35 protein-coding genes and 1 tRNA gene are annotated in these 22,991 nt (G+C 56.5%); all 36 read left to right on the top strand.

What is annotated here, in order from left to right:
* Positions 1-93: EF-Tu C-terminal domain-related protein (locus tag DY251_RS15840; protein ID WP_147307443.1), on the top strand; the 93-nt coding region annotated here is incomplete at its 5' end.
* Between the two features lie 68 nt (positions 94-161).
* A complete protein-coding gene (gene rpsJ / locus DY251_RS15835) occupies positions 162-470 on the top strand; it encodes a 30S ribosomal protein S10 (RefSeq protein WP_007066362.1) in 309 nt (102 codons plus the stop codon).
* 62 nt (positions 471-532) lie between these two features.
* Positions 533-1,249: a 50S ribosomal protein L3 gene (rplC, locus tag DY251_RS15830; RefSeq protein ID WP_116624900.1), complete on the top strand. Its 717-nt coding sequence runs from the start codon at positions 533-535 to the stop codon at positions 1,247-1,249.
* Positions 1,249-1,869: a 50S ribosomal protein L4 gene (gene rplD / locus DY251_RS15825; RefSeq protein WP_116624881.1), complete on the top strand. Its 621-nt coding sequence runs from the start codon at positions 1,249-1,251 to the stop codon at positions 1,867-1,869. The genes rplC and rplD overlap by 1 nt, the downstream gene beginning before the upstream one ends.
* Complete coding sequence (locus DY251_RS15820; protein ID WP_116624880.1) at positions 1,866-2,159, top strand: 50S ribosomal protein L23; 294 nt, start codon at positions 1,866-1,868, stop codon at positions 2,157-2,159. The genes rplD and DY251_RS15820 overlap by 4 nt, the downstream gene beginning before the upstream one ends.
* 22 nt (positions 2,160-2,181) lie before the next feature.
* Positions 2,182-3,015, top strand: coding sequence for a 50S ribosomal protein L2 (rplB, locus tag DY251_RS15815; RefSeq protein ID WP_116624879.1), 834 nt, complete (start codon positions 2,182-2,184; stop codon positions 3,013-3,015).
* A gap of 15 nt (positions 3,016-3,030) precedes the next feature.
* A complete protein-coding gene (rpsS, locus tag DY251_RS15810; RefSeq protein ID WP_116624878.1) occupies positions 3,031-3,309 on the top strand; it encodes a 30S ribosomal protein S19 in 279 nt (92 codons plus the stop codon).
* Positions 3,310-3,311: 2 nt separating this feature from the next.
* Positions 3,312-3,698 (top strand): 50S ribosomal protein L22, encoded by a 387-nt coding sequence (rplV, locus tag DY251_RS15805; protein ID WP_116624877.1) that lies wholly within the window; start codon positions 3,312-3,314, stop codon positions 3,696-3,698.
* Complete coding sequence (rpsC, locus tag DY251_RS15800; protein WP_116624876.1) at positions 3,698-4,420, top strand: 30S ribosomal protein S3; 723 nt, start codon at positions 3,698-3,700, stop codon at positions 4,418-4,420. The genes rplV and rpsC overlap by 1 nt, the downstream gene beginning before the upstream one ends.
* A 30-nt stretch (positions 4,421-4,450) precedes the next feature.
* Entirely contained in the window at positions 4,451-4,864 is a 414-nt protein-coding gene (gene rplP / locus DY251_RS15795) for a 50S ribosomal protein L16 (protein ID WP_116624875.1), read from the top strand.
* A gap of 11 nt (positions 4,865-4,875) precedes the next feature.
* Positions 4,876-5,085: a 50S ribosomal protein L29 gene (gene rpmC, locus DY251_RS15790; protein WP_116624874.1), complete on the top strand. Its 210-nt coding sequence runs from the start codon at positions 4,876-4,878 to the stop codon at positions 5,083-5,085.
* Between the two features lie 11 nt (positions 5,086-5,096).
* Positions 5,097-5,339: a 30S ribosomal protein S17 gene (gene rpsQ, locus DY251_RS15785; RefSeq protein ID WP_116624873.1), complete on the top strand. Its 243-nt coding sequence runs from the start codon at positions 5,097-5,099 to the stop codon at positions 5,337-5,339.
* A gap of 63 nt (positions 5,340-5,402) precedes the next feature.
* Entirely contained in the window at positions 5,403-5,771 is a 369-nt protein-coding gene (rplN, locus tag DY251_RS15780; protein ID WP_116624872.1) for a 50S ribosomal protein L14, read from the top strand.
* A gap of 12 nt (positions 5,772-5,783) precedes the next feature.
* On the top strand, positions 5,784-6,095 hold the full coding sequence (gene rplX / locus DY251_RS15775; protein WP_116624871.1) for a 50S ribosomal protein L24: 312 nt from the start codon (positions 5,784-5,786) through the stop codon (positions 6,093-6,095).
* Positions 6,088-6,651 carry a 50S ribosomal protein L5 gene (rplE, locus tag DY251_RS15770; protein WP_116624870.1) on the top strand — a complete coding sequence of 188 codons (564 nt, stop codon included), beginning with the start codon at positions 6,088-6,090 and terminating at the stop codon, positions 6,649-6,651. The genes rplX and rplE overlap by 8 nt, the downstream gene beginning before the upstream one ends.
* Before the next feature lie 28 nt (positions 6,652-6,679).
* The gene (gene rpsN, locus DY251_RS15765) at positions 6,680-6,985 is read left to right on the top strand and encodes a 30S ribosomal protein S14 (RefSeq protein WP_116624869.1); all 306 of its coding nucleotides are present in this window, start codon (positions 6,680-6,682) and stop codon (positions 6,983-6,985) included.
* Positions 6,986-6,997: 12 nt separating this feature from the next.
* Positions 6,998-7,396, top strand: a complete 399-nt coding sequence (gene rpsH / locus DY251_RS15760) for a 30S ribosomal protein S8 (RefSeq protein WP_116624868.1) — start codon at positions 6,998-7,000, stop codon at positions 7,394-7,396.
* 91 nt (positions 7,397-7,487) lie between these two features.
* Positions 7,488-8,021 carry a 50S ribosomal protein L6 gene (rplF, locus tag DY251_RS15755; RefSeq protein ID WP_116624867.1) on the top strand — a complete coding sequence of 178 codons (534 nt, stop codon included), beginning with the start codon at positions 7,488-7,490 and terminating at the stop codon, positions 8,019-8,021.
* A 74-nt stretch (positions 8,022-8,095) separates the two neighbouring features.
* Positions 8,096-8,449, top strand: a complete 354-nt coding sequence (gene rplR / locus DY251_RS15750; RefSeq protein WP_116624866.1) for a 50S ribosomal protein L18 — start codon at positions 8,096-8,098, stop codon at positions 8,447-8,449.
* 113 nt (positions 8,450-8,562) lie between these two features.
* Positions 8,563-9,132: a 30S ribosomal protein S5 gene (gene rpsE / locus DY251_RS15745; RefSeq protein ID WP_116624865.1), complete on the top strand. Its 570-nt coding sequence runs from the start codon at positions 8,563-8,565 to the stop codon at positions 9,130-9,132.
* Positions 9,133-9,153: 21 nt separating this feature from the next.
* Positions 9,154-9,360, top strand: coding sequence for a 50S ribosomal protein L30 (gene rpmD / locus DY251_RS15740; protein WP_116624864.1), 207 nt, complete (start codon positions 9,154-9,156; stop codon positions 9,358-9,360).
* Between the two features lie 19 nt (positions 9,361-9,379).
* Positions 9,380-9,856: a 50S ribosomal protein L15 gene (gene rplO / locus DY251_RS15735; protein ID WP_116624863.1), complete on the top strand. Its 477-nt coding sequence runs from the start codon at positions 9,380-9,382 to the stop codon at positions 9,854-9,856.
* Between the two features lie 156 nt (positions 9,857-10,012).
* Positions 10,013-11,353 (top strand): preprotein translocase subunit SecY, encoded by a 1,341-nt coding sequence (secY, locus tag DY251_RS15730; RefSeq protein ID WP_116624862.1) that lies wholly within the window; start codon positions 10,013-10,015, stop codon positions 11,351-11,353.
* Positions 11,350-11,946 carry an adenylate kinase gene (locus tag DY251_RS15725; RefSeq protein WP_116624861.1) on the top strand — a complete coding sequence of 199 codons (597 nt, stop codon included), beginning with the start codon at positions 11,350-11,352 and terminating at the stop codon, positions 11,944-11,946. The genes secY and DY251_RS15725 overlap by 4 nt, the downstream gene beginning before the upstream one ends.
* A 182-nt stretch (positions 11,947-12,128) precedes the next feature.
* Entirely contained in the window at positions 12,129-12,497 is a 369-nt protein-coding gene (rpsM, locus tag DY251_RS15720; protein WP_116624860.1) for a 30S ribosomal protein S13, read from the top strand.
* A gap of 97 nt (positions 12,498-12,594) precedes the next feature.
* The gene (gene rpsK / locus DY251_RS15715) at positions 12,595-12,984 is read left to right on the top strand and encodes a 30S ribosomal protein S11 (protein WP_116624859.1); all 390 of its coding nucleotides are present in this window, start codon (positions 12,595-12,597) and stop codon (positions 12,982-12,984) included.
* A gap of 129 nt (positions 12,985-13,113) precedes the next feature.
* On the top strand, positions 13,114-14,124 hold the full coding sequence (locus tag DY251_RS15710) for a DNA-directed RNA polymerase subunit alpha (RefSeq protein WP_116624858.1): 1,011 nt from the start codon (positions 13,114-13,116) through the stop codon (positions 14,122-14,124).
* An 81-nt stretch (positions 14,125-14,205) separates the two neighbouring features.
* The gene (gene rplQ / locus DY251_RS15705) at positions 14,206-14,637 is read left to right on the top strand and encodes a 50S ribosomal protein L17 (protein ID WP_116624857.1); all 432 of its coding nucleotides are present in this window, start codon (positions 14,206-14,208) and stop codon (positions 14,635-14,637) included.
* 195 nt (positions 14,638-14,832) lie between these two features.
* Positions 14,833-14,908, top strand: a tRNA-Trp gene (locus DY251_RS15700).
* A 301-nt stretch (positions 14,909-15,209) separates the two neighbouring features.
* Positions 15,210-15,410, top strand: a complete 201-nt coding sequence (gene secE / locus DY251_RS15695) for a preprotein translocase subunit SecE (RefSeq protein ID WP_116624856.1) — start codon at positions 15,210-15,212, stop codon at positions 15,408-15,410.
* Between the two features lie 23 nt (positions 15,411-15,433).
* Positions 15,434-15,961, top strand: a complete 528-nt coding sequence (gene nusG, locus DY251_RS15690; RefSeq protein WP_116624855.1) for a transcription termination/antitermination protein NusG — start codon at positions 15,434-15,436, stop codon at positions 15,959-15,961.
* A 147-nt stretch (positions 15,962-16,108) separates the two neighbouring features.
* Positions 16,109-16,537: a 50S ribosomal protein L11 gene (gene rplK / locus DY251_RS15685; protein WP_116624854.1), complete on the top strand. Its 429-nt coding sequence runs from the start codon at positions 16,109-16,111 to the stop codon at positions 16,535-16,537.
* Between the two features lie 4 nt (positions 16,538-16,541).
* Complete coding sequence (rplA, locus tag DY251_RS15680; protein WP_116624853.1) at positions 16,542-17,243, top strand: 50S ribosomal protein L1; 702 nt, start codon at positions 16,542-16,544, stop codon at positions 17,241-17,243.
* A gap of 355 nt (positions 17,244-17,598) precedes the next feature.
* The gene (gene rplJ, locus DY251_RS15675) at positions 17,599-18,117 is read left to right on the top strand and encodes a 50S ribosomal protein L10 (RefSeq protein ID WP_116624852.1); all 519 of its coding nucleotides are present in this window, start codon (positions 17,599-17,601) and stop codon (positions 18,115-18,117) included.
* Between the two features lie 51 nt (positions 18,118-18,168).
* On the top strand, positions 18,169-18,549 hold the full coding sequence (gene rplL / locus DY251_RS15670) for a 50S ribosomal protein L7/L12 (RefSeq protein ID WP_116624851.1): 381 nt from the start codon (positions 18,169-18,171) through the stop codon (positions 18,547-18,549).
* A 246-nt stretch (positions 18,550-18,795) separates the two neighbouring features.
* Positions 18,796-22,935, top strand: a complete 4,140-nt coding sequence (gene rpoB / locus DY251_RS15665) for a DNA-directed RNA polymerase subunit beta (protein WP_116624850.1) — start codon at positions 18,796-18,798, stop codon at positions 22,933-22,935.
* Positions 22,936-22,991: the final 56 nt, after the last annotated feature.

The raw sequence follows: 22,991 nt of genomic DNA, 5'->3' as shown, positions 1-22,991 counted from the left end.
GTGCCGGTCGCCATGGAAGAGAAGCTGCGCTTCGCTATCCGCGAAGGCGGTCGCACCGTCGGCGCTGGCGTCGTCGCAAGCATCATCGAGTAAAAAAGAACAATGATCTGTCGCGGGCGGGAATTCGCCCGCGCCGCGCCAGAACAAGGAAAACTGAAGTGATGAACGGCCAAAATATCCGTATTCGCCTCAAGGCGTTTGACCATCGTGTGCTCGACGCTTCGACGCGCGAGATCGTTTCTACGGCGAAGCGCACTGGCGCAAACGTCCGTGGTCCGATCCCGCTTCCGACCCGGATCGAGAAGTTCACTGTGAATCGGTCGCCGCACATCGATAAGAAGAGCCGTGAGCAGTTCGAAATGCGTACGCATAAGCGTTTGCTCGACATCGTCGATCCAACTCCGCAAACCGTCGATGCTCTTATGAAGCTCGACCTCGCGGCAGGTGTCGACGTCGAAATCAAGCTCTAATCGAGCAAGGAACAAGAGCCGGAGGATAATTTCCAATGGCTCCTCTGAAGGAAGATGAACCAATGCGTTCAGGTGTGATAGCTCAGAAAATCGGGATGACCCGCGTCTACAACGACGCCGGTGAACATATCCCGGTCACGGTTCTTCGCATGGAGAACTGCCAGGTCGTGGCACAGCGTACGGCAGAAAAGAACGGCTACAATGCTGTTCAGCTCGGCGTCGGTCTTGCCAAGGTAAAGAATACGTCGAAGGCGATGCGCGGCCATTTCGCGAAAGCTTCCGTCGAGCCAAAGGCAAAGCTCGCTGAGTTCCGCGTTTCGGCTGACAATATGCTGGACGTAGGCTCGGAGATCACGGTCGATCACTTCGTCGCCGGCCAGAAGGTCGACGTTACGGGTACCTCGACTGGTAAAGGCTTCCAGGGTGTCATGAAGCGCCACAACTTCGGTGGTGGCCGCGCGACCCACGGTAACTCGGTTTCTCACCGCGTGCACGGTTCTACCGGTCAGCGCCAGGATCCGGGTAAGGTTTTCAAGGGCAAGAAGATGGCTGGCCACATGGGTGCAACCCGCGTGACCACGCAGAATGTCGAAGTCCATGCTACCGACGCTGATCGCGGACTCATCCTGATCCGTGGCGCGGTGCCGGGCACAAAGGGTGCCTGGATACTGGTTCGCGACGCCGTCAAGGTTGCGCTGCCTGAGAATGCGCCGAAGCCGGCTGCTCTGCGTGCTGGTGCCGCCAAGACTGAAGCTCCGGCCGTTGAAGGAGCCGAATAATGGACCTCAAGATCACCACACTCGCTGGCAAGGATGCCGGCAAGCTGAAGCTCTCGGAAGAGATTTTCGGCCTTGAACCTCGCGAAGACATTTTGCAGCGCGTTGTGCGTTGGCAGCTTGCTAAGAAGCAGCAGGGCACCCATCAGGCAAAGGGCCGCGCGGATATCGCTCGCACTGGCGCCAAGATGTACAAGCAGAAGGGAACGGGCCGCGCTCGTCACTCTTCGGCACGCGCTCCGCAGTTTCGTGGCGGTGGCAAGGCGCACGGCCCGGTTGTTCGTAGCCATGAGCACGATCTTCCGAAGAAGGTTCGTGCGCTTGGTCTCAAGCACGCTCTGTCTGCCAAAGCAAAGTCTGCTAGCATCATCGTGATTGATGAGCTGAAGCTTGCCGACGCGAAGACCAAGGCGCTTGCGGCAAACTTTGAAACGCTGGGCCTGACCAATGCGTTGGTCATCGGCGGTGCAGAGGTTGATCTGAACTTTGCCCGTGCAGCTCGTGCGTTGCACAACATTGATGTTCTGCCGGTTCAGGGCATCAACGTATATGACATTCTGCGCCGCGGTACGCTGGTCCTTTCGAAGGCGGCTGTCGAGGCTCTTGAGGAGCGCTTCAAATGACCGATCTTCGCCATTATGACGTGATCGTCAGCCCGGCGATCACTGAAAAGTCGACTATGGCTTCTGAACAGAACCAGGTCGTTTTCAACGTCGCTCGGAAAGCGACGAAGCCAGAGATCAAGGCGGCGGTAGAAGCGCTGTTTGGCGTTAAGGTAACCGGCGTCAACACATTGGTTCGCAAGGGCAAGGTGAAGCGGTTCCGCGGCACCGTTGGTCGCCTGAGCGATGTTAAAAAAGCGATCGTGACGCTGGCTGACGGCGATACCATCGACGTCGCTACGGGGCTCTGAGCAGGGGCGCGAGGATAGAACAATGGCATTGAAAACCTATAAGCCGACGACGCCGAGTACGCGCCAGCTTGTCCTGGTCGACCGTTCGAGCCTCTACAAGGGCAAGCCTGTGAAGGGTTTGACCGAGGGTCTGACGAAGTCGGGCGGACGCAATAACTACGGTCGTATTACTGCCCGCTTTATCGGTGGCGGCCACAAGCGTAGCTACCGCATCATCGATTTCAAGCGTCGTAAGTTCGACATGACGGCGACTGTCGAGCGTTTGGAGTACGATCCGAACCGTTCGGCATTTATCGCGCTCATCAAGTATGAGGACGGCGAACTGAACTATATCCTTGCTCCGCAGCGTCTTGCTGCAGGTGATAAGGTTGTTGCTGGCGCGTCGGTTGACGTTAAGCCGGGCAATGCGATGCCGCTGTCGGCAATGCCGGTTGGTACGATTGTACACAACGTTGAACTGAAGCCCGGCAAGGGCGGTCAGGTTGCTCGTTCGGCTGGTACTTATGCTCAGCTCGTCGGTCGCGACCAGGGCATGGCGATCCTTCGTTTGAACTCTGGCGAGCAGCGCATCGTTCACGGCTCCTGCTTTGCGACGGTTGGCGCGGTTTCGAACCCAGACCATGGCAACGTAAACCTGGGTAAGGCTGGCCGTAAGGTCTGGCTCGGCAAGCGTCCGCACAATCGCGGCGTGACCATGAACCCGGTTGACCATCCGCATGGTGGTGGTGAAGGCCGTACTTCTGGTGGCCGTCATCCGGTTACGCCTTGGGGTAAGCCGACAAAGGGCAAGAAGACCCGGTCCAACAAGTCGACCGACAAGTTCATCATGCGCTCGCGCCACGCGCGCAAGAGCTAAGAGAGGTAGTCAGACGTGTCCCGTTCAGTTTGGAAAGGCCCGTTTGTTGACGGCTTCCTGCTCAAGAAGGCAGAGAAGGTTCGCGATGGCGGACGCAACGAAGTTATCAAGATGTGGAGCCGTCGTTCGACGATTCTGCCGCAGTTCGTTGGTCTCACCTTCGGCGTTTACAACGGCCAGAAGCATATTCCGGTCGCCGTTTCGGAAGAGATGGTTGGCCATAAGTTCGGTGAGTTCGCTCCGACCCGTACATACTACGGTCATGGCGCGGACAAGAAGGCGAAGAGGAAGTAAAGATGAGCAAGCCAAAAGCCCCGCGCCGGCTTGCTGACAACGAGGCCCGTGCGGTACTCCGCACCATCCGCGTCAGCCCGCAGAAGCTGAACCTTGTTGCTGCACTTATTCGCGGCAAGAAGGTTGCTACGGCGCTCAATGATCTGGAATTTTCTCGCAAGCGTATCGCCGGCACCGTCAAGAAGACGCTGGAGTCGGCCATTGCGAATGCGGAAAACAATCATGATCTCGATGTGGATGCGCTGATTGTTGCTGAGGCATATGTCGGCAAGTCGATTGTCATGAAGCGGTTCCATGCACGTGGTCGTGGTCGCGCCAGCCGGATCGAGAAGCCGTTTTCGCACCTCACGATCGTTGTTCGTGAAGTCGAAGTGAAGGAGGCCGCATAATGGGTCAGAAAGTTAATCCAATCGGTCTTCGCCTCGGCATCAACCGCACGTGGGATTCGCGTTGGTATGCGAACACCGGCGAATACGGCAAGCTGTTGCATGAAGATCTCAAGATCCGCGAGTACCTGATGAAGGAACTCAAGCAGGCTGCTGTTTCCAAGGTAGTGATTGAGCGCCCGCACAAGAAGTGCCGCGTGACGATTCACGCCGGTCGTCCTGGCCTCGTTATCGGCAAGAAGGGCGCAGACATCGAAAAGCTTCGCAAGAAGCTGACCGAGATGACGAAATCCGAAACGCATCTCAACATCGTTGAAGTGCGTAAGCCGGAAATCGATGCAACGTTGATCGCTCAGTCGATCGCACAGCAACTCGAGCGCCGTATCGCGTTCCGCCGTGCGATGAAGCGTGCTGTTCAGTCAGCTATGCGTCTCGGCGCAGAGGGCATTCGTATCAACTGCTCGGGCCGTCTGGGCGGTGCAGAAATCGCTCGTATGGAATGGTATCGCGAAGGTCGCGTTCCGCTTCACACGCTGCGTGCGGATGTTGATTTCGGCACAGCAGAAGCTCACACAGCTTATGGCATTTGCGGCGTGAAGGTTTGGGTATTCAAGGGCGAGATCCTTGAGCACGATCCAATGGCTTCGGAACGCCGCGCGACCGAAGGTGAGCATTCGGGCGAACGTCCGAGCGGCCGTCGTCGCTCCGAACGTGAAGCTGCCTGAGCGGCCTAGGGAATTTGGAGAACAAGAACAATGCTGCAGCCAAAGCGCACAAAGTTCCGCAAGCAGTTCAAGGGCCGCATTCACGGCACCGCGAAGGGCGGCACCAATCTCGATTTCGGCGGCTTCGGTCTGAAGGCGCTGGAGCCAAATCGCGTCACTGCACGAGAGATCGAAGCGGCCCGCCGCGCGATCACCCGTGAAATGAAGCGTCAGGGACGTGTATGGATCCGGATTTTCCCGGACGTGCCGGTAACCTCCAAGCCGACTGAAGTCCGTATGGGCAAGGGTAAGGGCGCGGTGGACTATTGGGCCGCACGTATCAAGCCAGGTCGTATAATGTTCGAAATCGACGGCGTTAGCGAGGAAGTAGCTCGTGAAGCTCTGCGTCTCGGCGCGGCCAAACTGTCGGTTCGCACGCGCTTCGTGCAGCGTATCGCCGAATAAGGAATGCTGAGATGAAAGCCTCGCAGATCAGAACGAAGACCGTTGACGAGCTGGATACCGATCTGGGCGACCTGAAGAAGGAGCAGTTCAATCTGCGCTTCCAGAAGGCGACAGGTCAGCTTGAAAAGACTGGCCGCATCAAGGAAGTGCGTCGCGATATCGCGCGCATCAAGACCATTGCTGCGGAAAAGGCGGGTCAAAACCGCAAGAATAAGGCTTAAGGACGAGAAATATGCCAAAGCGCGTTTTGCAGGGCACTGTCGTCAGCGACAAGAACGAGAAGACGGTGGTCGTCAAGGTCGAACGTCGCTTCACGCATCCCGTTATGAAGAAGACCGTGCGCATGTCGAAGAAGTACAAGGCGCATGATGAGAACAACGCCTACAAGGTGGGCGACACTGTGTTGATCCAGGAATCGAAGCCGATTTCCAAGGATAAGCGCTGGGTCGTGCTGAGCCCTGAACAGGCTCAATAAGAAACAGAATTGCCGGGCAGGGCGCTTTGCCAGCCCGGTGCATGAAAAAGAAGGCGGTCAGTCATGATCCAGATGCAAACAAACCTCGACGTCGCTGATAATTCCGGCGCCCGTCGTGTCATGTGCATCAAGGTGCTGGGCGGTTCCAAGCGGAAGTACGCTTCGGTTGGCGACATCATTGTTGTGTCGATCAAAGAAGCAATTCCGCGCGGCCGCGTTAAGAAGGGCGATGTGATGAAAGCTGTCGTGGTTCGCACGGCAAAGGACATTCGTCGTCCGGACGGCAGCGTGATCCGTTTCGACAAGAACGCAGCCGTTCTCGTCGACAACAAGAAAGAACCTATCGGCACGCGTATCTTCGGCCCGGTTCCGCGCGAATTGCGTGGCAAGAACCACATGAAGATCATCTCGCTCGCGCCAGAAGTGCTGTAAGGAGCCGGAAAGATGCAAAAGATTCGTAAAGGCGACAAAGTCGTCGTGCTGACCGGCAAGGACAAGGGCCGTAGCGGTGAAGTAGTTCGCGTTATGCCGAAGGACGACAAGGCTGTCGTGCGTGGCGTAAATGTCGTTCAGCGCCACCAAAAGCAGTCCCAGTCGCAGCAGGGCGGCATTATCAGCAAAGAAGCGCCGATCCACCTGTCCAACATCGCGATTGTCGATCCTAAGGATGGCAAGCCGACCCGCGTCGGTTTCGAGGTTCGCGACGGTAAGAAGGTGCGCGTCGCCAAGCGCTCGGGAGCAGTCATCAATGGCTAAGGCAGCACAATCATACGAACCTCGCCTGAAGAAGGTCTATAACGAGACCATTCGCAAGGCCATGTTGGATCAGTTCAAGTACGATAATGAGATGCAGGTTCCCCGCATCGACAAGATCGTGCTGAATATGGGCGTGGGTGAAGCCACTGGCGACTCCAAGAAGCCAGCGGTAGCGGCTGAGGATCTTGGCCTGATCGCCGGCCAGAAGGCAGTTGTTACACGCGCTCGCAAGTCTATCGCAGGCTTCAAGGTTCGCGAGAATATGCCGATCGGCGCAAAGGTTACACTGCGCAAGGAACGCATGTATGAGTTTCTTGATCGCCTCGTGAATATCGCGTTGCCGCGGGTTCGCGACTTCCGTGGACTGAACCCGAAGAGCTTTGACGGTCGTGGCAATTACGCCATGGGCATCAAGGAGCACATCGTGTTTCCAGAGATCAACTACGACAAGGTTGATCAGATCTGGGGCATGGACATCATCGTTTGTACGACCGCTAAGACGGATGATGAGGCTAGAGCGCTGCTCAAGGCTTTCAACTTCCCGTTCCGGCAGTAACGGCAGCGAGAAAAGGAACATTTGAGAAATGGCAAAGACCAGCTCAGTTGAAAAGAATAACCGCCGCCGCAAGCTTGTGGCGCAGAACGCGGCCAAGCGCCGTGCTCTGAAGGCGATTATTATGGACCAAAGCAAGTCGCTCGAAGAGCGTTTCCAGGCGCAGCTCAAGCTCGCCGCGATGCCTCGCAATGGTTCTAAGACCCGTATCCGTAACCGCTGCGAAGTAACTGGCCGTCCGCGCGCCTACTATCGCAAGCTTAAGATGTCCCGTATCGCACTGCGCGAACTCGGCTCGCTGGGCATGGTGCCCGGTCTGGTCAAGTCGAGCTGGTAAGGAGGCTGAAAGATGTCTGTTTCTGATCCGCTCGGCGATATGCTGACCCGCATCCGCAATGCGTATGGCCGCAAGAAGACTTCGGTCTCGACCCCGGCTTCTACGCTTCGCGCACGTGTTCTGGAAGTTTTGAAATCGGAAGGTTATATCCGCGATTTCAGCCAGACCGATTTCGACAACGGCAAGTCCGAGATCGAAATTGAGTTGAAATATTTCGATGGCAACCCGGTCGTTCGTGAGATTGCTCGCGTTTCAAAACCGGGCCGTCGCGTATATGTGTCGGCTAAGTCGATTCCGAATGTTGCAAATGGCCTCGGAATTTCGATCCTGTCCACGCCGAAGGGCGTGATGGCTGATCATCAGGCGCGCGAACAGAACGTTGGCGGTGAAATTCTCTGCCAGGTGTTCTAATCAGCCGTTCGGCTGGTGATCACGAGGATAGTATGAGGCCGAAAGGGGCGTTGCCCCACGGCGAACGCAAGTTAGGAACGAGGACAGAAAAATGTCTCGTATTGGCAAAAAGCCCGTTGCGGTCCCGCAGGGAGTAACCGCGTCTGTAAACGGTCAGACCATTACCGCTAAGGGCCCGAAGGGTGAGCTGAGGTTCGTCGTGAACGACGAAGTTCTGGTCAAGATGGAAGGTTCCGATATTTCGGTAGAGCCGCGCGACCAATCCAAGGACGCTCGCTCGAAGTGGGGCATGTCCCGCACCCAGATTCTCAACATTCTCAACGGCGTTAAAGACGGTTTTGAGAAAAAGCTTGAGATCACGGGCGTTGGTTATCGTGCAGCGATGCAAGGTAAAAACCTCCAGTTGGCGCTTGGGTTCAGCCACGACGTGGTTTACCAAACGCCGGAAGGCATCACGATTTCTGTGCCAAAGCCAACGGAAATTACCGTGACCGGCATTGATAAGCAGCAGGTTGGTCAGGTCGCAGCAGAAATTCGTGAATATCGCGGTCCTGAGCCCTACAAGGGCAAGGGTGTACGTTACGCTGGTGAGCGTATCGTACGTAAGGAAGGCAAGAAGAAGTAACGCTACGGATGGGGGTCGCGGGAGCTAAGCTACCGCAGACGGCCCCCAACGTTTTTAAGGCAGGAAGTTCGATTATGGCTGAAAAAGCATCTGTTCAGAAGCGCGCCCAGCGCGTTCGTCGCCAGATAAAGAAAGTAGCAGGCGAGCGCCCGCGTCTTTCCGTGCATCGCTCATCGAAGCACATCTACGCTCAGATCATTGACGACGCAAAGGGCCACACGGTCGCGTCGGCTTCGACCCTTGAGAAAGACAATCGTGGACGCACCGGTGCTGACGCTGCTGCGGCTGCGGCTGTTGGCAAGCTGGTTGCAGAGCGGGCCGTTAAGGCTGGCGTCAAGGACGTCGTTTTTGATCGCGGCGCGTATATCTATCATGGCCGCGTTAAGGCTCTGGCAGACGCTGCACGCGAGGCTGGCCTGAATTTCTAAGGTAAGTTCGTATCAACTCGGTGCGATCTTCACTTGCAACCGGTCCGGTGTCGGTATAGACGCCGGGCTTCGTTTTTAACCTGGTCAGTCCGGAAAAGAATAAGGAACAGGATATGGCACAAGAACGTCGGGAAGGCGGCCGCGAGCGCGGTCGTGACCGCGAAGAGCGCGACGATGGAATCGTCGACAAACTCGTACACATCAACCGCGTTGCGAAAGTGGTGAAGGGCGGTAAGCGCTTCGGCTTTGCTGCGCTCGTCGTCGTTGGCGACCAGAAGGGCCGCGTTGGCTTTGGACATGGCAAGGCACGCGAAGTGCCGGAAGCCATCCGTAAGGCGACGGAAAGTGCAAAGCGCGATATGATTTTCGTGCCACTTCGCTCTGGCCGCACCCTGCACCACGATGTTGAAGGTCGCTGGGGTGCTGGACGTGTTTTGTTGCGCGCTGCCAAGCCGGGTACTGGTATCATCGCCGGTGGTCCGATGCGCGCCGTTTTTGAAACGGTCGGCATGCACGACGTTGTGGCCAAGTCGATGGGCTCCTCAAACCCATACAACATGGTTCGCGCCACGTTTGACGCGTTGAAGAGCCAGATGCATCCGAAGGATGTGGCAGCTGCACGCGGCATCAAGTATTCGACACTTCAGGCACGTCGCGGCTCTGCTGTGACGGCTGAAGAATAAGCCAGGGGAGGGAAAACCGCCATGGCAAAGAAAGCTGCAAAGGCAGGAACCACAGTGACGGTCGAGCAGATCGGTAGCCCGATCCGTCAGCCGAAGAGCCAGCGTGCTACGCTGGTTGGTCTTGGCCTTAACAAGATGCATCGCCGTTCGACGCTCGAAGATACACCGTCCGTTCGCGGCATGATCAATTCGATCCCGCATCTCGTCCGCGTTGTGGACGAGAAGTAAGCTGCGCTGGAGAACGACCATGAAACTCAATGAATTGCGTGACAGGGAAGGGGCAACCCATTCCAGCAAGCGTGTCGGTCGCGGTATTGGCTCTGGTAAGGGCAAAACCGGCGGCCGCGGCGTCAAAGGCCAGAAGGCCCGCTCCGGTGTAGCCATCAATGGCTTTGAGGGTGGCCAGATGCCGCTTTACCGGCGTTTGCCGAAGCGCGGCTTCCGCAAGCCGTTTGCAAAGTCCTATAACGCCGTCTCGCTTGGCCGGATCCAGGCTGCTATCGACGCCAAGAAGCTCGATGCGAAAGAGACAGTGAATGCCGAAGCACTGGTGAAAGCTGGTGTTATTCGTCGTGCCAAGGACGGTGTTCGCTTGCTTGCAAGTGGCGAGCTGAAAACGAAGCTGGCATTCGACATTGCTGGCGCCTCCAAGACGGCTCTCGAGGCTGTTGAAAAGGCAGGTGGGTCGGTTAAGTTGCCAGAACCCGCTGCGGCGGCTGAATAAAATTGAATAACAAGCGGCGGCCACTGTGCCGCCGCTTGCATCTTTAGGCTCGCGCGCCTATGTCGTGGCGACCCCTTTCCGTGCTTCGCGCGGACAATCCAGCATCAGAGTGCGTGTACCCACAGGATAGTGCGTGCTCTTACGGAGACCAGGTGCATGGCATCGGCTGCTGAACAATTAGCTTCCAATTTAAACTTTGCAGCTTTTGCAAAGGCGGAAGACCTTAAGAAACGCATCTGGTTCACGCTGGGCGCGCTGCTGGTGTATCGGCTTGGCACCTATATTCCGTTGCCGGGAATCAATCCTGACGCATTCGCGCACGCTTTCCAGCAACAGAGCCAAGGTGTGCTCGGTGTGTTCAATGCTTTCGCTGGTGGCGCTGTTGAGCGCATGGCGATTTTTGCCTTGGGCATCATGCCCTACATCTCCGCATCGATCATTATGCAGTTGATGACCTCGGTCGTCCCTTCGCTTGAAGCCTTGAAAAAGGAAGGCGAGCAGGGCCGTAAGATCATCAATCAGTATACCCGCTACGGTACTGTGCTGCTTGCCATGGTGCAGGCTTACGGAATCTCTGTAGGACTCGAATCGGGGCAGGGGATTGCGACAGATCCGGGCTGGTTCTTCCGGCTTTCGACGGTGCTTACGCTGACCGGCGGCACAATGTTCCTAATGTGGCTTGGTGAGCAGATAACTTCGCGCGGCATCGGCAATGGTATCTCTCTTATTATCTTCTCGGGCATCGTCGCAGGCTTGCCTCACGCGCTCGGGCAAACGCTGGAACTTGGCCGTACGGGGGCGATGTCAACGGGCTTGATTCTGGCAATTATAGCGCTTTGCATCATCGTTATCGGCGCGATTGTGTTCTTCGAGCGCGCTCAGCGCCGTTTGCTGATCCAGTATCCGAAGCGTCAGATTGGCAATCGCATGTTCCAGGGTGATACATCGCATCTGCCGCTTAAGCTGAATACTGCGGGCGTGATTCCTCCGATTTTTGCTTCGTCATTGCTTCTCTTGCCTGCAACGCTTGCTGGCTTTTCAAATACGACCACGCTTCCGGCTTGGGCGAGCACCGTGCTGTCGCTCTTGGGGCATGGTCAGCCGCTTTATATGTTGTTGTACGCGGCGATGATCGCGTTCTTCTGCTTCTTCTACACTGCGATCGTGTTTAATCCGAAGGATACAGCCGACCAGCTCAAGAAGCATTCTGGCTTCATTCCGGGGTACCGTCCCGGCGAAAGAACCGCAGAATATATCGACTATGTGCTGACGCGCATCACGGCTGTTGGTGCAGTTTACCTCGTGATTGTCTGTCTAATCCCTGAGTTTTTGATTTCCTGGGCTGGTGTGCCGTTCTACCTTGGTGGCACTTCGCTTTTGATCGTGGTCAGTGTAACGCTCGATACGGTCGCTCAGATCCAGGGACACCTTATTGCTCATCAGTATGAGGGTCTCATCAAGAAATCGAAGCTCCGTGGAGGGAAAAGAGGAAAATGAGGCTAATATTGCTTGGCCCGCCCGGTGCGGGGAAAGGGACACAAGCGCAGCGCCTAGTTGAGAAATATGGGATTCCGCAACTCTCTACGGGAGACATGCTCCGCGCCGCGGTAAAGGCTGGAACAGAAGTCGGGAAGCGAGCAAAAGCGGTGATGGATGCTGGAGAGCTTGTTTCCGACGAGATCGTAAACGCAATCGTCGCCGAGCGTATTGAGCAGCCTGACTGTGCGCGAGGCTTTATTCTCGACGGGTATCCGCGAACTTTGCAGCAGGCAGATGCAGTTGAGGGAATGCTTGGCGAGCGTTCTTTGCGGCTGGATGCGGTGATCGAACTCGTGGTTGACGATCGCGCGCTGGTTGGGCGAATCGTAAAGCGAGCGCAGGAAGCTGAAGCAGCTGGTCAGCCAGTCCGGAAGGATGACAATCCGGGTGTTTTTGAAGAACGGCTGCGCGAGTATTACAAAAAGACTGCACCGCTGATCGGCTACTATTACGCCAAGCGTATGCTGCGCGGCGTGGACGGCATGGCGCCGATCGATGACGTGACTGCGCAAATCGAAACGGTTTTGAGCGAGTCACGCAGTAAAAATTAGAATGGGCTGTTGACTTGGCTGCAGGCGTGAACTATCTGCGGCGCACATTCCATTCAGGAAACGAGCTGGCCGCTCTTGTCAGAGTGCGGGCGGCTTTTTGATTGGAATACCCGCAAGGGCCGGCCTCCACCGGACGCGGGTCAACCAAACGCCGGAAAATCCGGCTCACATGGAGAGACAAGATGGCTCGTATAGCCGGTGTTAATATACCGACCAACAAGCGCGTTGTTATCGCGCTTCAATACATTCACGGCATAGGCAAAAAGTTTGCCCAGGAAATCATCGACAAGGTTGGCATTCCGGCTGATCGTCGTGTGAACCAGCTCACCGATGCCGAAGTGCTTGCTATTCGTGAAGCGATCGACCGCGATTACCGCGTTGAGGGTGATCTGCGTCGCGAAGTTTCGATGAACATCAAGCGTTTGATGGACCTCGGCGCTTATCGTGGCCTGCGCCATCGCCGCAATCTGCCTGTTCGCGGCCAGCGCACGCATACAAATGCTCGTGCTCGCAAAGGTCCGCGCAAGGCAATCGCCGGCAAGAAAAAATAAGTTTGGGGTAACTCGGCGGGGCATTTTGCTGCCGCCGATTTCTCCTGGTGTAGCCGCTGGTATTACGGCGGCGTTGAGATCATTGGAAGGATAGAGAATGGCTAAAGAAGCCGGTCGCGTTCGTCGTCGTGAGCGCAAAAATATTTCGTCGGGCGTCGCGCACGTCAATTCGAGCTTCAACAATACGATGATCACCATCAGCGATGCGCAGGGCAACGCGATTGCTTGGTCGTCTGCTGGTGCTCAGGGCTTCAAGGGCTCGCGCAAGTCCACGCCGTTTGCAGCCCAGGTTGCTGCAGAAGACGTTGCCAAGAAGGCGCAGGAACATGGCATGCGTACGCTCGAAGTTGAGGTTTGTGGTCCGGGTTCGGGTCGGGAGTCTGCTCTTCGTGCGTTGCAGGCCGCTGGCTTCACCATTACGTCGATCCGCGATGTGACGCCAATCCCGCACAATGGTTGCCGTCCGCGCAAGAAGCGCCGCGTTTGATTTGAACTGCCGCGCGAGCGGCGCATTATTCCGATCTATTGTCGATGGGTTGGATTTGCGCTGCTCCTCCGCGGTTTTCCATGACGCCCGTCACGATTGGATGGTGCGGGCAAACGGAAGGAATGAATAATGATCCAGAAAAATTGGCAGGAACTTATTAAGCCGAATAAGATCGACTTCACGTCGAAGGGGCGCACGCACACCACCTTGGTGGCGGAGCCTCTGGAGCGTGGCTTCGGTCTGACTCTCGGCAATGCGCTTCGTCGCGTGCTGCTGTCATCTCTGCGCGGTGCGGCTGTAACCGCTGTGCAGATCGATGGTGTGTTGCATGAATTCTCGTCGATTCCGGGCGTTCGTGAGGACGTTACGGATATCGTTCTCAACATTAAGGAAATCGCTATTCGCATGGAAGGTGATGGGCCGAAGCGCATGGTTGTGCGTAAGCAGGGTCCGGGCGCTGTTCTTGCTGGCGATATTCAGACTGTTGGCGACGTCGAGATCCTCAACGCAGATCACGTAATCTGCACGCTGGACGACGGTGCGGAAATCCGCATGGAATTCACCGTCGACACCGGAAAGGGTTATGTGCCCGCCGAGCGTAATCGCGCAGAAGATGCGCCGATTGGATTGATCCCGGTCGACAGCCTTTATTCGCCAGTCAAGAAGGTTTCTTACAAGGTGGAAAACACCCGTGAGGGCCAGGTTCTCGACTACGACAAGTTGACGATGACCATCGAGACGAACGGTTCGGTGTCCGGCGAAGATGCTGTTGCGTTTGCTGCTCGTATTCTTCAGGATCAGCTCGGTCTGTTCGTCAACTTCGATGAGCCGCAGAAGGAAGTTGCTTCCGAGGCTGTTACCGAGCTTGCGTTCAACCCGTCACTTCTCAAGAAGGTTGATGAGTTGGAGCTTTCGGTGCGTTCCGCGAACTGCCTGAAGAACGACAACATCGTTTATATTGGCGATCTGATCCAGAAGACCGAAGCAGAGATGCTCCGTACGCCGAACTTCGGTCGCAAGTCGCTCAACGAAATCAAGGAAGTGCTCGCGGCAATGGGGCTTCATCTTGGCATGGAAGTGCCGGATTGGCCGCCAGACAACATCGAAGATCTCGCGAAGCGTTACGAAGACCAATACTAAGCATTTGGCTGAGGTAACCTCAGCCGTGCTGCGAAACAACTGAGACGCGAAGGCGTCCAACTGAAACCAAGGAGAAGAGCCATGCGTCACGGATTTGTCGGCCGCCGGTTCGCCCGTAGCGTAAGCCATCGCAAGGCGATGTTCGCCAATCTCGCTGCTTCGCTCATCGAGCATGAGCAGATTGTTACCACTCTGCCGAAGGCGAAGGATTTGCGTCCTATCGTTGAGAAACTGGTGACGCTTGGCAAGCGTGGTGATTTGCATGCTCGCCGTCTGGTCATTGCCCAGATCGGAAATGAGCATCTTGTAAAGCGCCTGTTCGAAACCATTGCGCCGCGTTATGCGCAGCGCAATGGTGGCTATCTGCGTATTATGAAGGCGGGTTTCCGTCACGGAGACAATGCACCCCTCGCGGTGATCGAATTTGTCGATCGCGATGTTTCGGCCAAGGGCGCGGCCGATAAGGCTCGCGTAGAAGCTGAAAGCGCGAACGAACAGGCCGAAGCTGCCTAAGAATTGCGAACTTGCCGGGGCCGATCTTCGGCCCCGGTTTGCATCGGGAAAATAGTTTTATTCCTTGATGTGCGGCGTGAATCGGTAGCTTTTGCTGCTGAATTACGCTTATGCTTGGTGCTCTTTTTTTCTTGGTGGAATGCCAGGCCCGCCCTTGAAACAAAGAGGGTTTTGTGAAAAGAGAGCGTCCTCGCTAGGGGTATAGCTCAGTTGGTAGAGCGGCGGTCTCCAAAACCGCAGGTCGCGGGTTCGAGCCCTGCTGCCCCTGCCAGATTTCAGAATAGGTTGCCGTCTTGCGGCGTGCGGTCAATTCTGGCATAGATTTGCCATAGCTGGGACGGGACGACTGGATGGTTCCGATGCGGCGTTTGGTTAGATAAAGATGAAGACACCCTTGCAGTTTGGGTGAATCGTCTTTATGTAGAGCGACGGACACGCGGTGCGTGGAGCTGGGAAGCTGGCTTTACGCACCTTTAGCGCGTCTTTTGATGGCCTTGGCGAATCGTTTTGATTGGTCAAGCAGTAACAATCCAGAAGGCCCGGCTTACGGGTTCTTGAGAGCAGAGCGGCGAATGGCAAAGACCACAAACCCCTTTACCTTCATTCAGCAGGTGAGGGCCGAAACCGCCAAGGTTACGTGGCCTTCCCGTCGCGAAACCATGATTTCTACGGTTATGGTGCTGGTTTTCTCAATCATTGCTATGGCGTTCTTTTTTGTTGCTGACCAAGCCATGGCGCATGCGGTTGGGCTCATTTTGGATATCGGTCGCTAAGCGGCTACGGGGACTGATTTAAGATGACGGCTCGCTGGTACATCGTGCACGCCTATTCGAACTTCGAAAAGAAGGTCGCAGAGGATATCGAGCACAAAGCTAAGCAAAAGGGTCTGTCTAGTCAGATCGAGAAGATCGTGGTGCCGACGGAGAAGGTTGTGGAAGTGCGTCGCGGTCGCAAGATCGATGCGGAACGCAAATTCTTTCCGGGCTACGTGTTGCTCAAGGCCAACCTGACCGATGCTGTGTTCTCGCTCGTGAAGAACACGCCTAAGGTCACTGGTTTCCTTGGCGATTCCAAGCCTGTGCCGATTACTGAGGCGGAGGCTGAGCGCATCCTGAATCAGGTTCAGGAAGGTGTAGACAGGCCGAAGCCGTCCGTAACGTTTGAGATTGGTGAACAGGTGCGTGTGTCGGACGGTCCTTTTGCGTCCTTCAATGGATTTGTTCAGGAGGTGGACCAGGAGCGTGCGCGTCTTAAGGTCGAGGTTTCGATCTTTGGTCGCGCGGTGCCAGTCGATCTTGAGTTTGGTCAGGTCGAAAAGGCCTGACTTTTCCGACCCTTGCGGTCGGGTTTGGCGAGCGAGTTTCGTTCGCTTTCATTGGTGGGAGAGGAATGCGGCTTAGCCGGCCGCATAAATCGGACCACCAAACTGCAACCGCCGGAATATCCGGCAAATTGTGAAGGCAGATAAGAGATGGCTAAGAAAGTTGCAGGCCAGCTCAAGCTGCAGGTTTCCGCAGGCTCAGCGACCCCGTCGCCGCCTATCGGACCGGCGCTTGGTCAGCGTGGCATAAACATCATGGAATTCTGCAAGGCGTTTAACGCGCAGACGCAGGAAATGGAGAAGGGTTCGCCCATCCCCGTCGTGATTACCTACTATCAGGACAAGTCGTTCACTTTCGTCATGAAGACGCCTCCAGTGAGCTATTTCCTGAAGAAAGCAGCGAAGTTGAAGTCGGGTTCCAAGGAGCCGGGCAAGGTTAAGGCTGGCCAGATCGGGCGTGATGAAGTGCGCAAGATTGCGGAAGCCAAGATGAAAGACCTGAACGCCAACGACGTGGACGCAGCGATGCGTATGGTTGAAGGCTCTGCCCGTTCGATGGGCCTGGAAGTGGTGGGCTGAGATCATGGCTAAAGTTTCCAAGCGTATGGTCAAGGCGCGTGAGGGTATCGACCCGAACAAGGCCTATTCACTTGAAGATGCTGTGAAGCTGCTCAAGGAGCGTGCGTCGGCAAAGTTCGATGAAACGATCGAAGTGGCGATGAATCTCGGCGTTGATCCTCGTCATGCAGACCAGATGGTTCGTGGTGTTGTGAATTTGCCGAATGGCACGGGTCGCACGGTTCGTGTTGCGGTGTTCGCAAAGGGCGCGAAGGCCGACGAGGCAAAGGCTGCCGGTGCGGATATCGTCGGCGCTGAGGATCTGGTTGAAATCGTCCAGAAGGGCGAGATCAATTTTGATCGCTGCATCGCAACTCCGGACCTTATGCCGTTGGTTGGTCGCCTGGGTAAGGTGCTCGGTCCGCGCGGCATGATGCCTAACCCGAAGGTTGGCACGGTGACGACGGATGTTGCTGCTGCAGTCAAGGCCTCGAAGGGCGGCGCTGTAGAGTTCCGCGTCGAGAAGGCTGGTATTATCCATGCTGGTGTTGGCAAAGCATCTTTCGACGCTAATGCAATCGTTGAAAACGTTCGCGCATTTGCGGATGCGGTGACGAAGGCAAAGCCGGCTGGTGCCAAGGGTAATTATGTCAAGAAGGTTTCGGTGACCTCAACCATGGGTCCGGGCCTGAAGCTCGATATCGCGTCGCTGAACCCGGCGCAGTAAGTTTCAACAATTGGTCGCAAGCGGCTGATTGTGCAAGAATTTCATCCCCGGTTCGCCGGGGGTGAAAGCCGGAAGCGAAAGCTTCCGGAATCCTGTCCGAGATTGCAGGTGGTCTGCGCGAGCAGAGCTTAATCCGTAAGGGCCGGCATGAGACGGGTGACGACCAGACAAAGGGGCGCATGCCCCGATGGAAGGTTCGAACCATGTTGACCTTTGTCTGCGCGCCTTCGGGTGTGGCGGGAAGCGGCAGGATCCTCGACCGTCTTTCGGGCGATCCATGCGGATGGCTCGCAGAGACATAAAGGCAACCCGGCCTCCCGCTCAATAGAGAGCAGGGGCCAACTGGAGATAGGCAGTGGATAGAGCGGAAAAGCGCGAACTCGTCACGGGCCTGAACGACGCCTTCAAAGGCGCCGGCTCAGTCGTCGTGGCCCACTATGCCGGTATTACCGTCGCTCAGATGAACGATCTTCGCACGAAGATGCGTCAGGCCGGCGGTACCGTCAAAGTCGCGAAGAACCGTCTCGCCAAAATCGCCCTTCAGGGTACCGAATCCGAGGATATCATCGATCTGTTCAAGGGACAGACGCTGGTTGCTTACTCGGAAGATCCGGTTACGGCGCCGAAGATTGCTTCAGAATTCGCGAAGGCGAATGAAAAGCTGATTATCCTCGGCGGCGCAATGGGTGCGACTGTTCTGAATGCAGATGGTGTGAAGGCTTTGGCCACCATGCCGTCGCTGGACGAACTCCGCGCTCGTATTGTCGGCATGATCTCAACGCCGGCAACTCGGATCGCACAGGTCGTCAACGCACCGGCAGCACAGCTTGCTCGCGTGTTCGGCGCATATGCCCGGAAGGACGAGGCGGCATGAGGCCGTTCCTCGCTGTCACAAACTCGTTCGAACCTAATAAGGAATTGAAAAATGGCTGATCTTGCAAAGATCGTTGAAGACCTTTCGAGCCTTACCGTCCTTGAGGCGGCTGAGCTGTCGAAGTTGCTTGAAGAGAAGTGGGGCGTTTCCGCTGCTGCTCCGGTAGCAGTTGCTGCCGTTGCTGGCGGTGCAGGCGCTGCCGCTGCTCCGGCTGAAGAAAAGACCGAATTCGATGTCATCCTTGCTGCCGCTGGCGACAAGAAGATCGAGGTCATCAAGGAAGTTCGCGCCATCACCGGTCTTGGCCTCAAGGAAGCCAAGGACCTCGTTGAAGGCGCTCCGAAGCCGGTCAAGGAAGGTGCTTCCAAGGCCGACGCTGAGAAGATCAAGGCACAGCTCGAAGCAGCTGGCGCCAAGGTCGAGCTGAAGTAATTCATTTCAGGGCCGACGGCATTTCGCCGTCGGCCCTGAATATCGAATGCGAAAACCTGTTTCCTGATGGCCGAAACGCGGCTTTCAGGAAAAAGGTTTTCTCCCATTTCTGGGGCGAGAGAGCGTTGTCGACGCAAAATCGTGGTCAGAAGGTGGATTTCCAGACGCCCGTATGGGTGGCAGGCAAGGCGCGATCCCAACGCGCCCCAAGAGGTAAGGCCCCAGAGGCTAAGGCAAGGAGCGACGATGGCCCAGACGCAGACTTTCAATGGCCGCAGACGCGTACGGAAATTTTTCGGCAAGATCCCAGAAGTCGCAGAGATGCCGAACCTCATTGAGGTTCAGAAGGCTTCCTACGATCAGTTCTTGATGGTCGATGAGCCGAAGGGTGGTCGTCCGGACGAGGGATTGCAGGCTGTTTTCAAGTCGGTGTTTCCGATCAAGGATTTTTCCGGCACTTCAATGCTCGAATTCGTCAAGTACGAGTTCGAAGCGCCGAAGTTCGACGTTGACGAATGCCGTCAGCGCGACCTGACCTATGCCGCGCCGCTCAAGGTGACGCTGCGCCTGATCGTATTCGATGTCGATGAAGATACGCAGGCGAAGTCGATCAAGGACATCAAGGAGCAGGACGTTTACATGGGCGATATGCCGCTCATGACGATGAACGGCACGTTTATTGTGAACGGCACGGAGCGCGTTATCGTTTCGCAGATGCACCGTTCGCCGGGCGTTTTCTTCGATCATGACAAGGGCAAGTCGCATTCGTCCGGCAAGCTGCTGTTTGCTGCGCGCGTCATTCCTTATCGTGGCTCCTGGCTGGATATCGAGTTCGACTCCAAGGACATCGTCCATGCGCGTATCGATCGTCGCCGCAAGATTCCGGTGACGTCGCTGCTTATGGCTTTGGGCATGGATGGCGAAGAGATTCTTTCGACCTTCTACAATACGATCACCTACAAGAAGGCGGGTGATCACTGGCGCATTCCATTCAACGTCGATCGTTTCAAGGGCCTCAAGGCTGTCAACGATCTGGTTGATGCGGATACGGGTGAAGTCGTTGTCGAGCAGGGCAAGAAGATCACTGCGCGCCAGGCTCGTCAGCTTGCCGAAAAGGGCTTGAAGGCGATCAAGGCGACGGATGACGATCTGTACGGCTCGTATCTCGCGGAAGACATCGTCAACTACGCAACCGGCGAGATCTATCTCGAAGCCGGTGACGAGATTGACGAAAAGACGCTGAAGGTTCTGCTTGAGGCCGGTCAGGAAGAGATCGAAGTTCTCGATATCGACCACATCAATGTGGGCGGCTACATCCGCAACACGTTGGCGGCTGACAAGAATGAGAGCCGTCAGGATGCGCTGTTCGACATCTACCGCGTGATGCGTCCGGGCGAGCCTCCGACACTCGAAACGGCTCAGGCGATGTTCAACTCGCTGTTCTTTGACGCTGAGCGCTATGATCTTTCCGCGGTTGGCCGCGTGAAAATGAACATGCGTCTCGAACTCGACGCCGAGGACACAGTGCGCGTGCTGCGCAAGGAAGACATCGTTGCCGTGGTCAAGACCCTGGTCGAGCTTCGCGACGGCAAGGGCGAGATCGATGACATCGACAATCTTGGCAACCGTCGTGTGCGTTCGGTCGGCGAGCTGATGGAAAATCAGTATCGCGTTGGGTTGCTGCGCATGGAGCGCGCGATCAAGGAGCGCATGTCGTCTATCGAGATCGACACTGTGATGCCGCAGGACCTGATCAACGCGAAGCCGGCTGCTGCCGCAGTTCGCGAATTCTTCGGTTCCTCGCAGCTTTCTCAGTTTATGGATCAGACGAACCCGCTGTCGGAAATCACGCACAAGCGTCGTCTTTCGGCTCTCGGACCTGGTGGACTTACGCGTGAGCGTGCTGGCTTCGAGGTTCGCGACGTGCATCCGACCCATTACGGTCGTATCTGCCCGATCGAGACACCGGAAGGTCCGAATATCGGTCTTATCAACTCGCTGGCGACGTTCGCGCGCGTCAACAAGTACGGCTTCATCGAAAGCCCGTATCGCAAGATTGTTGATGGTAGACTGACCAATGAGGTGCAGTACCTTTCCGCTATGGAAGAGGCCAAGCACTTCGTGGCGCAGGCGAACGCTGAGTTGGATAAGGATGGCCGCCTCAAGGACGAGTTCGTCATTTGCCGCAACGCCGGTGAAGTGATGATGGCGCCGCGTGAAAACGTCGACCTCATGGACGTTTCGCCGAAGCAGATGGTGTCGGTTGCTGCCGCGCTCATTCCGTTCCTTGAAAATGACGACGCCAACCGTGCACTGATGGGCTCGAACATGCAGCGTCAGGCCGTGCCGTTGGTGCGCGCTGAAGCTCCGTTCGTCGGCACTGGCATGGAGCCGATCGTTGCCCGTGACTCCGGCGCTGCTATCGCGGCTCGCCGTGGTGGTGTGGTCGATCAGGTGGACGCCACGCGTATCGTTATCCGCGCGACGGAAAATCTCGACCCTGGCAAGTCTGGCGTCGATATCTACCGCTTGATGAAGTTCCAGCGTTCGAACCAGAACACCTGCATCAATCAGCGCCCGCTGGTGAATGTTGGTGATCGGATCGAAAAGGGCGACATCATTGCGGACGGTCCGTCGACCGATCTAGGAGATCTGGCGCTTGGCCGGAACGTGCTCGTCGCGTTCATGCCCTGGAACGGCTACAACTACGAGGACTCGATCCTTCTGTCCGAACGCATCGTTGCTGATGATGTCTTTACCTCGATCCATATCGAGGAGTTCGAGGTCATGGCGCGCGACACCAAGCTCGGGCCTGAGGAAATCACGCGCGACATTCCGAACGTTTCGGAAGAAGCGTTGAAGAACCTCGACGAAGCTGGGATCGTCTATATCGGTGCGGAAGTGCAGCCGGGCGACATTCTGGTTGGCAAGATCACGCCGAAGGGCGAAAGCCCGATGACGCCGGAAGAGAAGCTTCTGCGCGCCATCTTCGGCGAAAAGGCATCGGATGTGCGCGACACCTCCATGCGTATGCCGCCCGGAACTTTCGGTACGGTCGTTGAAGTGCGCGTTTTCAATCGTCACGGCGTCGAGAAAGACGAGCGTGCGATGGCAATCGAGCGCGAGGAAATCGAGCGTCTCGCGAAGGATCGCGACGACGAGCAGGCTATTCTTGATCGCAACGTCTACAGCCGCTTGTCAGATATGCTGAATGGCAAGGATGCGATTGCTGGGCCGAAGGGCTTCAAGAAGGGCACCAAGGTGTCCGTCGAGGTGATCGGCGAATATCCGCGCTCGCAGTGGTGGCAGTTTGCTGTCGACGACGAGAAGCTTCAGGGAGAACTGGAAGCTCTGCGCGGCCAGTACGACGAGTCCAAGAAGGCGCTGGAACAGCGGTTTATGGACAAGGTCGAGAAGGTCCAGCGTGGCGATGAAATGCCGCCCGGAGTGATGAAGATCGTCAAGGTTTTCGTCGCGGTGAAGCGCAAGATGCAGCCAGGCGACAAGATGGCTGGTCGTCACGGCAACAAGGGCGTCGTATCGCGTATTGTTCCGGTTGAAGACATGCCGTTCCTGGAGGACGGGACACATGCCGATATCGTGCTCAATCCGTTGGGTGTGCCGTCGCGTATGAATGTCGGGCAGATTCTGGAAACCCATCTTGGCTGGGCATGCGCAGGCATGGGCCGCAAGATTGGGGATCTGATCGAAGCGTATAAGCGGGGCGGCGACATCAAGCCGTTGCGCGGAACGCTTGAGACGATCTTCCCGGATAATGATCGCAACGAGCCGGTGCGCACCTATGACGACGAGTCGGTGGTCCGTCTTGCCGATCAACTCAAGCGTGGTGTTTCGATTGCTACGCCGGTGTTTGACGGCGCGCATGAGATCGACATCGACCACATGCTGGAGCAGGCTGGCCTGCACACTAGCGGTCAGTCGCAGCTCTATGACGGACGCACGGGCGAACCGTTCGATCGCAAGGTGACGATGGGCTACATCTACATGCTCAAGCTTCATCACCTCGTGGACGACAAGATCCACGCGCGTTCGATCGGACCGTACTCGCTGGTTACGCAGCAGCCGCTGGGTGGCAAGGCGCAGTTCGGTGGCCAGCGCTTCGGCGAAATGGAGGTCTGGGCGCTCGAAGCATACGGCGCGGCTTATACGTTGCAGGAAATGCTGACGGTGAAGTCGGACGACGTGGCCGGCCGCACCAAGGTGTACGAAGCGATTGTGCGTGGCGACGACACGTTCGAGGCGGGCATTCCGGAGAGCTTCAACGTTCTCGTTAAGGAAATGCGTTCGCTCGGCCTCAATGTTGAGTTGGAAAACACCAAGATCGATCCGGCGCAGCAGCAGCAGTTGCCGGACGCAGCCGAATAAGACGGCACTTTGGTCGCGGGGTTTAATCCCGCGACCATCTGAATTCACCGGCTTTG

The sequence above is a fragment of the Mesorhizobium denitrificans genome (assembly GCF_003403035.1).
Classification (GTDB): Bacteria; Pseudomonadota; Alphaproteobacteria; order Rhizobiales; family Rhizobiaceae; genus Mesorhizobium_G; species Mesorhizobium_G denitrificans.
Note: the sequence above shows the minus strand (reverse complement) of the source record. Positions and strands in the feature narration are given on the sequence as shown.

Excerpts from the sequence above, each read along its gene's own strand:
- rpsJ (WP_007066362.1), top strand. The coding sequence starts at position 162 with ATGAACGGCCAAAATATCCGTATTCGCCTCAAGGCGTTTGACCATCGT.
- rplC (WP_116624900.1), top strand. The coding sequence starts at position 533 with ATGCGTTCAGGTGTGATAGCTCAGAAAATCGGGATGACCCGCGTCTAC.
- rplD (WP_116624881.1), top strand. The coding sequence starts at position 1,249 with ATGGACCTCAAGATCACCACACTCGCTGGCAAGGATGCCGGCAAGCTG.
- DY251_RS15820 (WP_116624880.1), top strand. The coding sequence starts at position 1,866 with ATGACCGATCTTCGCCATTATGACGTGATCGTCAGCCCGGCGATCACT.
- rplB (WP_116624879.1), top strand. The coding sequence starts at position 2,182 with ATGGCATTGAAAACCTATAAGCCGACGACGCCGAGTACGCGCCAGCTT.
- rplV (WP_116624877.1), top strand. The coding sequence starts at position 3,312 with ATGAGCAAGCCAAAAGCCCCGCGCCGGCTTGCTGACAACGAGGCCCGT.
- rpsC (WP_116624876.1), top strand. The coding sequence starts at position 3,698 with ATGGGTCAGAAAGTTAATCCAATCGGTCTTCGCCTCGGCATCAACCGC.
- rplP (WP_116624875.1), top strand. The coding sequence starts at position 4,451 with ATGCTGCAGCCAAAGCGCACAAAGTTCCGCAAGCAGTTCAAGGGCCGC.
- rpmC (WP_116624874.1), top strand. The coding sequence starts at position 4,876 with ATGAAAGCCTCGCAGATCAGAACGAAGACCGTTGACGAGCTGGATACC.
- rpsQ (WP_116624873.1), top strand. The coding sequence starts at position 5,097 with ATGCCAAAGCGCGTTTTGCAGGGCACTGTCGTCAGCGACAAGAACGAG.
- rplN (WP_116624872.1), top strand. The coding sequence starts at position 5,403 with ATGATCCAGATGCAAACAAACCTCGACGTCGCTGATAATTCCGGCGCC.
- rplX (WP_116624871.1), top strand. The coding sequence starts at position 5,784 with ATGCAAAAGATTCGTAAAGGCGACAAAGTCGTCGTGCTGACCGGCAAG.
- rplE (WP_116624870.1), top strand. The coding sequence starts at position 6,088 with ATGGCTAAGGCAGCACAATCATACGAACCTCGCCTGAAGAAGGTCTAT.
- rpsN (WP_116624869.1), top strand. The coding sequence starts at position 6,680 with ATGGCAAAGACCAGCTCAGTTGAAAAGAATAACCGCCGCCGCAAGCTT.
- rpsH (WP_116624868.1), top strand. The coding sequence starts at position 6,998 with ATGTCTGTTTCTGATCCGCTCGGCGATATGCTGACCCGCATCCGCAAT.
- rplF (WP_116624867.1), top strand. The coding sequence starts at position 7,488 with ATGTCTCGTATTGGCAAAAAGCCCGTTGCGGTCCCGCAGGGAGTAACC.
- rplR (WP_116624866.1), top strand. The coding sequence starts at position 8,096 with ATGGCTGAAAAAGCATCTGTTCAGAAGCGCGCCCAGCGCGTTCGTCGC.
- rpsE (WP_116624865.1), top strand. The coding sequence starts at position 8,563 with ATGGCACAAGAACGTCGGGAAGGCGGCCGCGAGCGCGGTCGTGACCGC.
- rpmD (WP_116624864.1), top strand. The coding sequence starts at position 9,154 with ATGGCAAAGAAAGCTGCAAAGGCAGGAACCACAGTGACGGTCGAGCAG.
- rplO (WP_116624863.1), top strand. The coding sequence starts at position 9,380 with ATGAAACTCAATGAATTGCGTGACAGGGAAGGGGCAACCCATTCCAGC.
- secY (WP_116624862.1), top strand. The coding sequence starts at position 10,013 with ATGGCATCGGCTGCTGAACAATTAGCTTCCAATTTAAACTTTGCAGCT.
- DY251_RS15725 (WP_116624861.1), top strand. The coding sequence starts at position 11,350 with ATGAGGCTAATATTGCTTGGCCCGCCCGGTGCGGGGAAAGGGACACAA.
- rpsM (WP_116624860.1), top strand. The coding sequence starts at position 12,129 with ATGGCTCGTATAGCCGGTGTTAATATACCGACCAACAAGCGCGTTGTT.
- rpsK (WP_116624859.1), top strand. The coding sequence starts at position 12,595 with ATGGCTAAAGAAGCCGGTCGCGTTCGTCGTCGTGAGCGCAAAAATATT.
- DY251_RS15710 (WP_116624858.1), top strand. The coding sequence starts at position 13,114 with ATGATCCAGAAAAATTGGCAGGAACTTATTAAGCCGAATAAGATCGAC.
- rplQ (WP_116624857.1), top strand. The coding sequence starts at position 14,206 with ATGCGTCACGGATTTGTCGGCCGCCGGTTCGCCCGTAGCGTAAGCCAT.
- secE (WP_116624856.1), top strand. The coding sequence starts at position 15,210 with ATGGCAAAGACCACAAACCCCTTTACCTTCATTCAGCAGGTGAGGGCC.
- nusG (WP_116624855.1), top strand. The coding sequence starts at position 15,434 with ATGACGGCTCGCTGGTACATCGTGCACGCCTATTCGAACTTCGAAAAG.
- rplK (WP_116624854.1), top strand. The coding sequence starts at position 16,109 with ATGGCTAAGAAAGTTGCAGGCCAGCTCAAGCTGCAGGTTTCCGCAGGC.
- rplA (WP_116624853.1), top strand. The coding sequence starts at position 16,542 with ATGGCTAAAGTTTCCAAGCGTATGGTCAAGGCGCGTGAGGGTATCGAC.
- rplL (WP_116624851.1), top strand. The coding sequence starts at position 18,169 with ATGGCTGATCTTGCAAAGATCGTTGAAGACCTTTCGAGCCTTACCGTC.
- rpoB (WP_116624850.1), top strand. The coding sequence starts at position 18,796 with ATGGCCCAGACGCAGACTTTCAATGGCCGCAGACGCGTACGGAAATTT.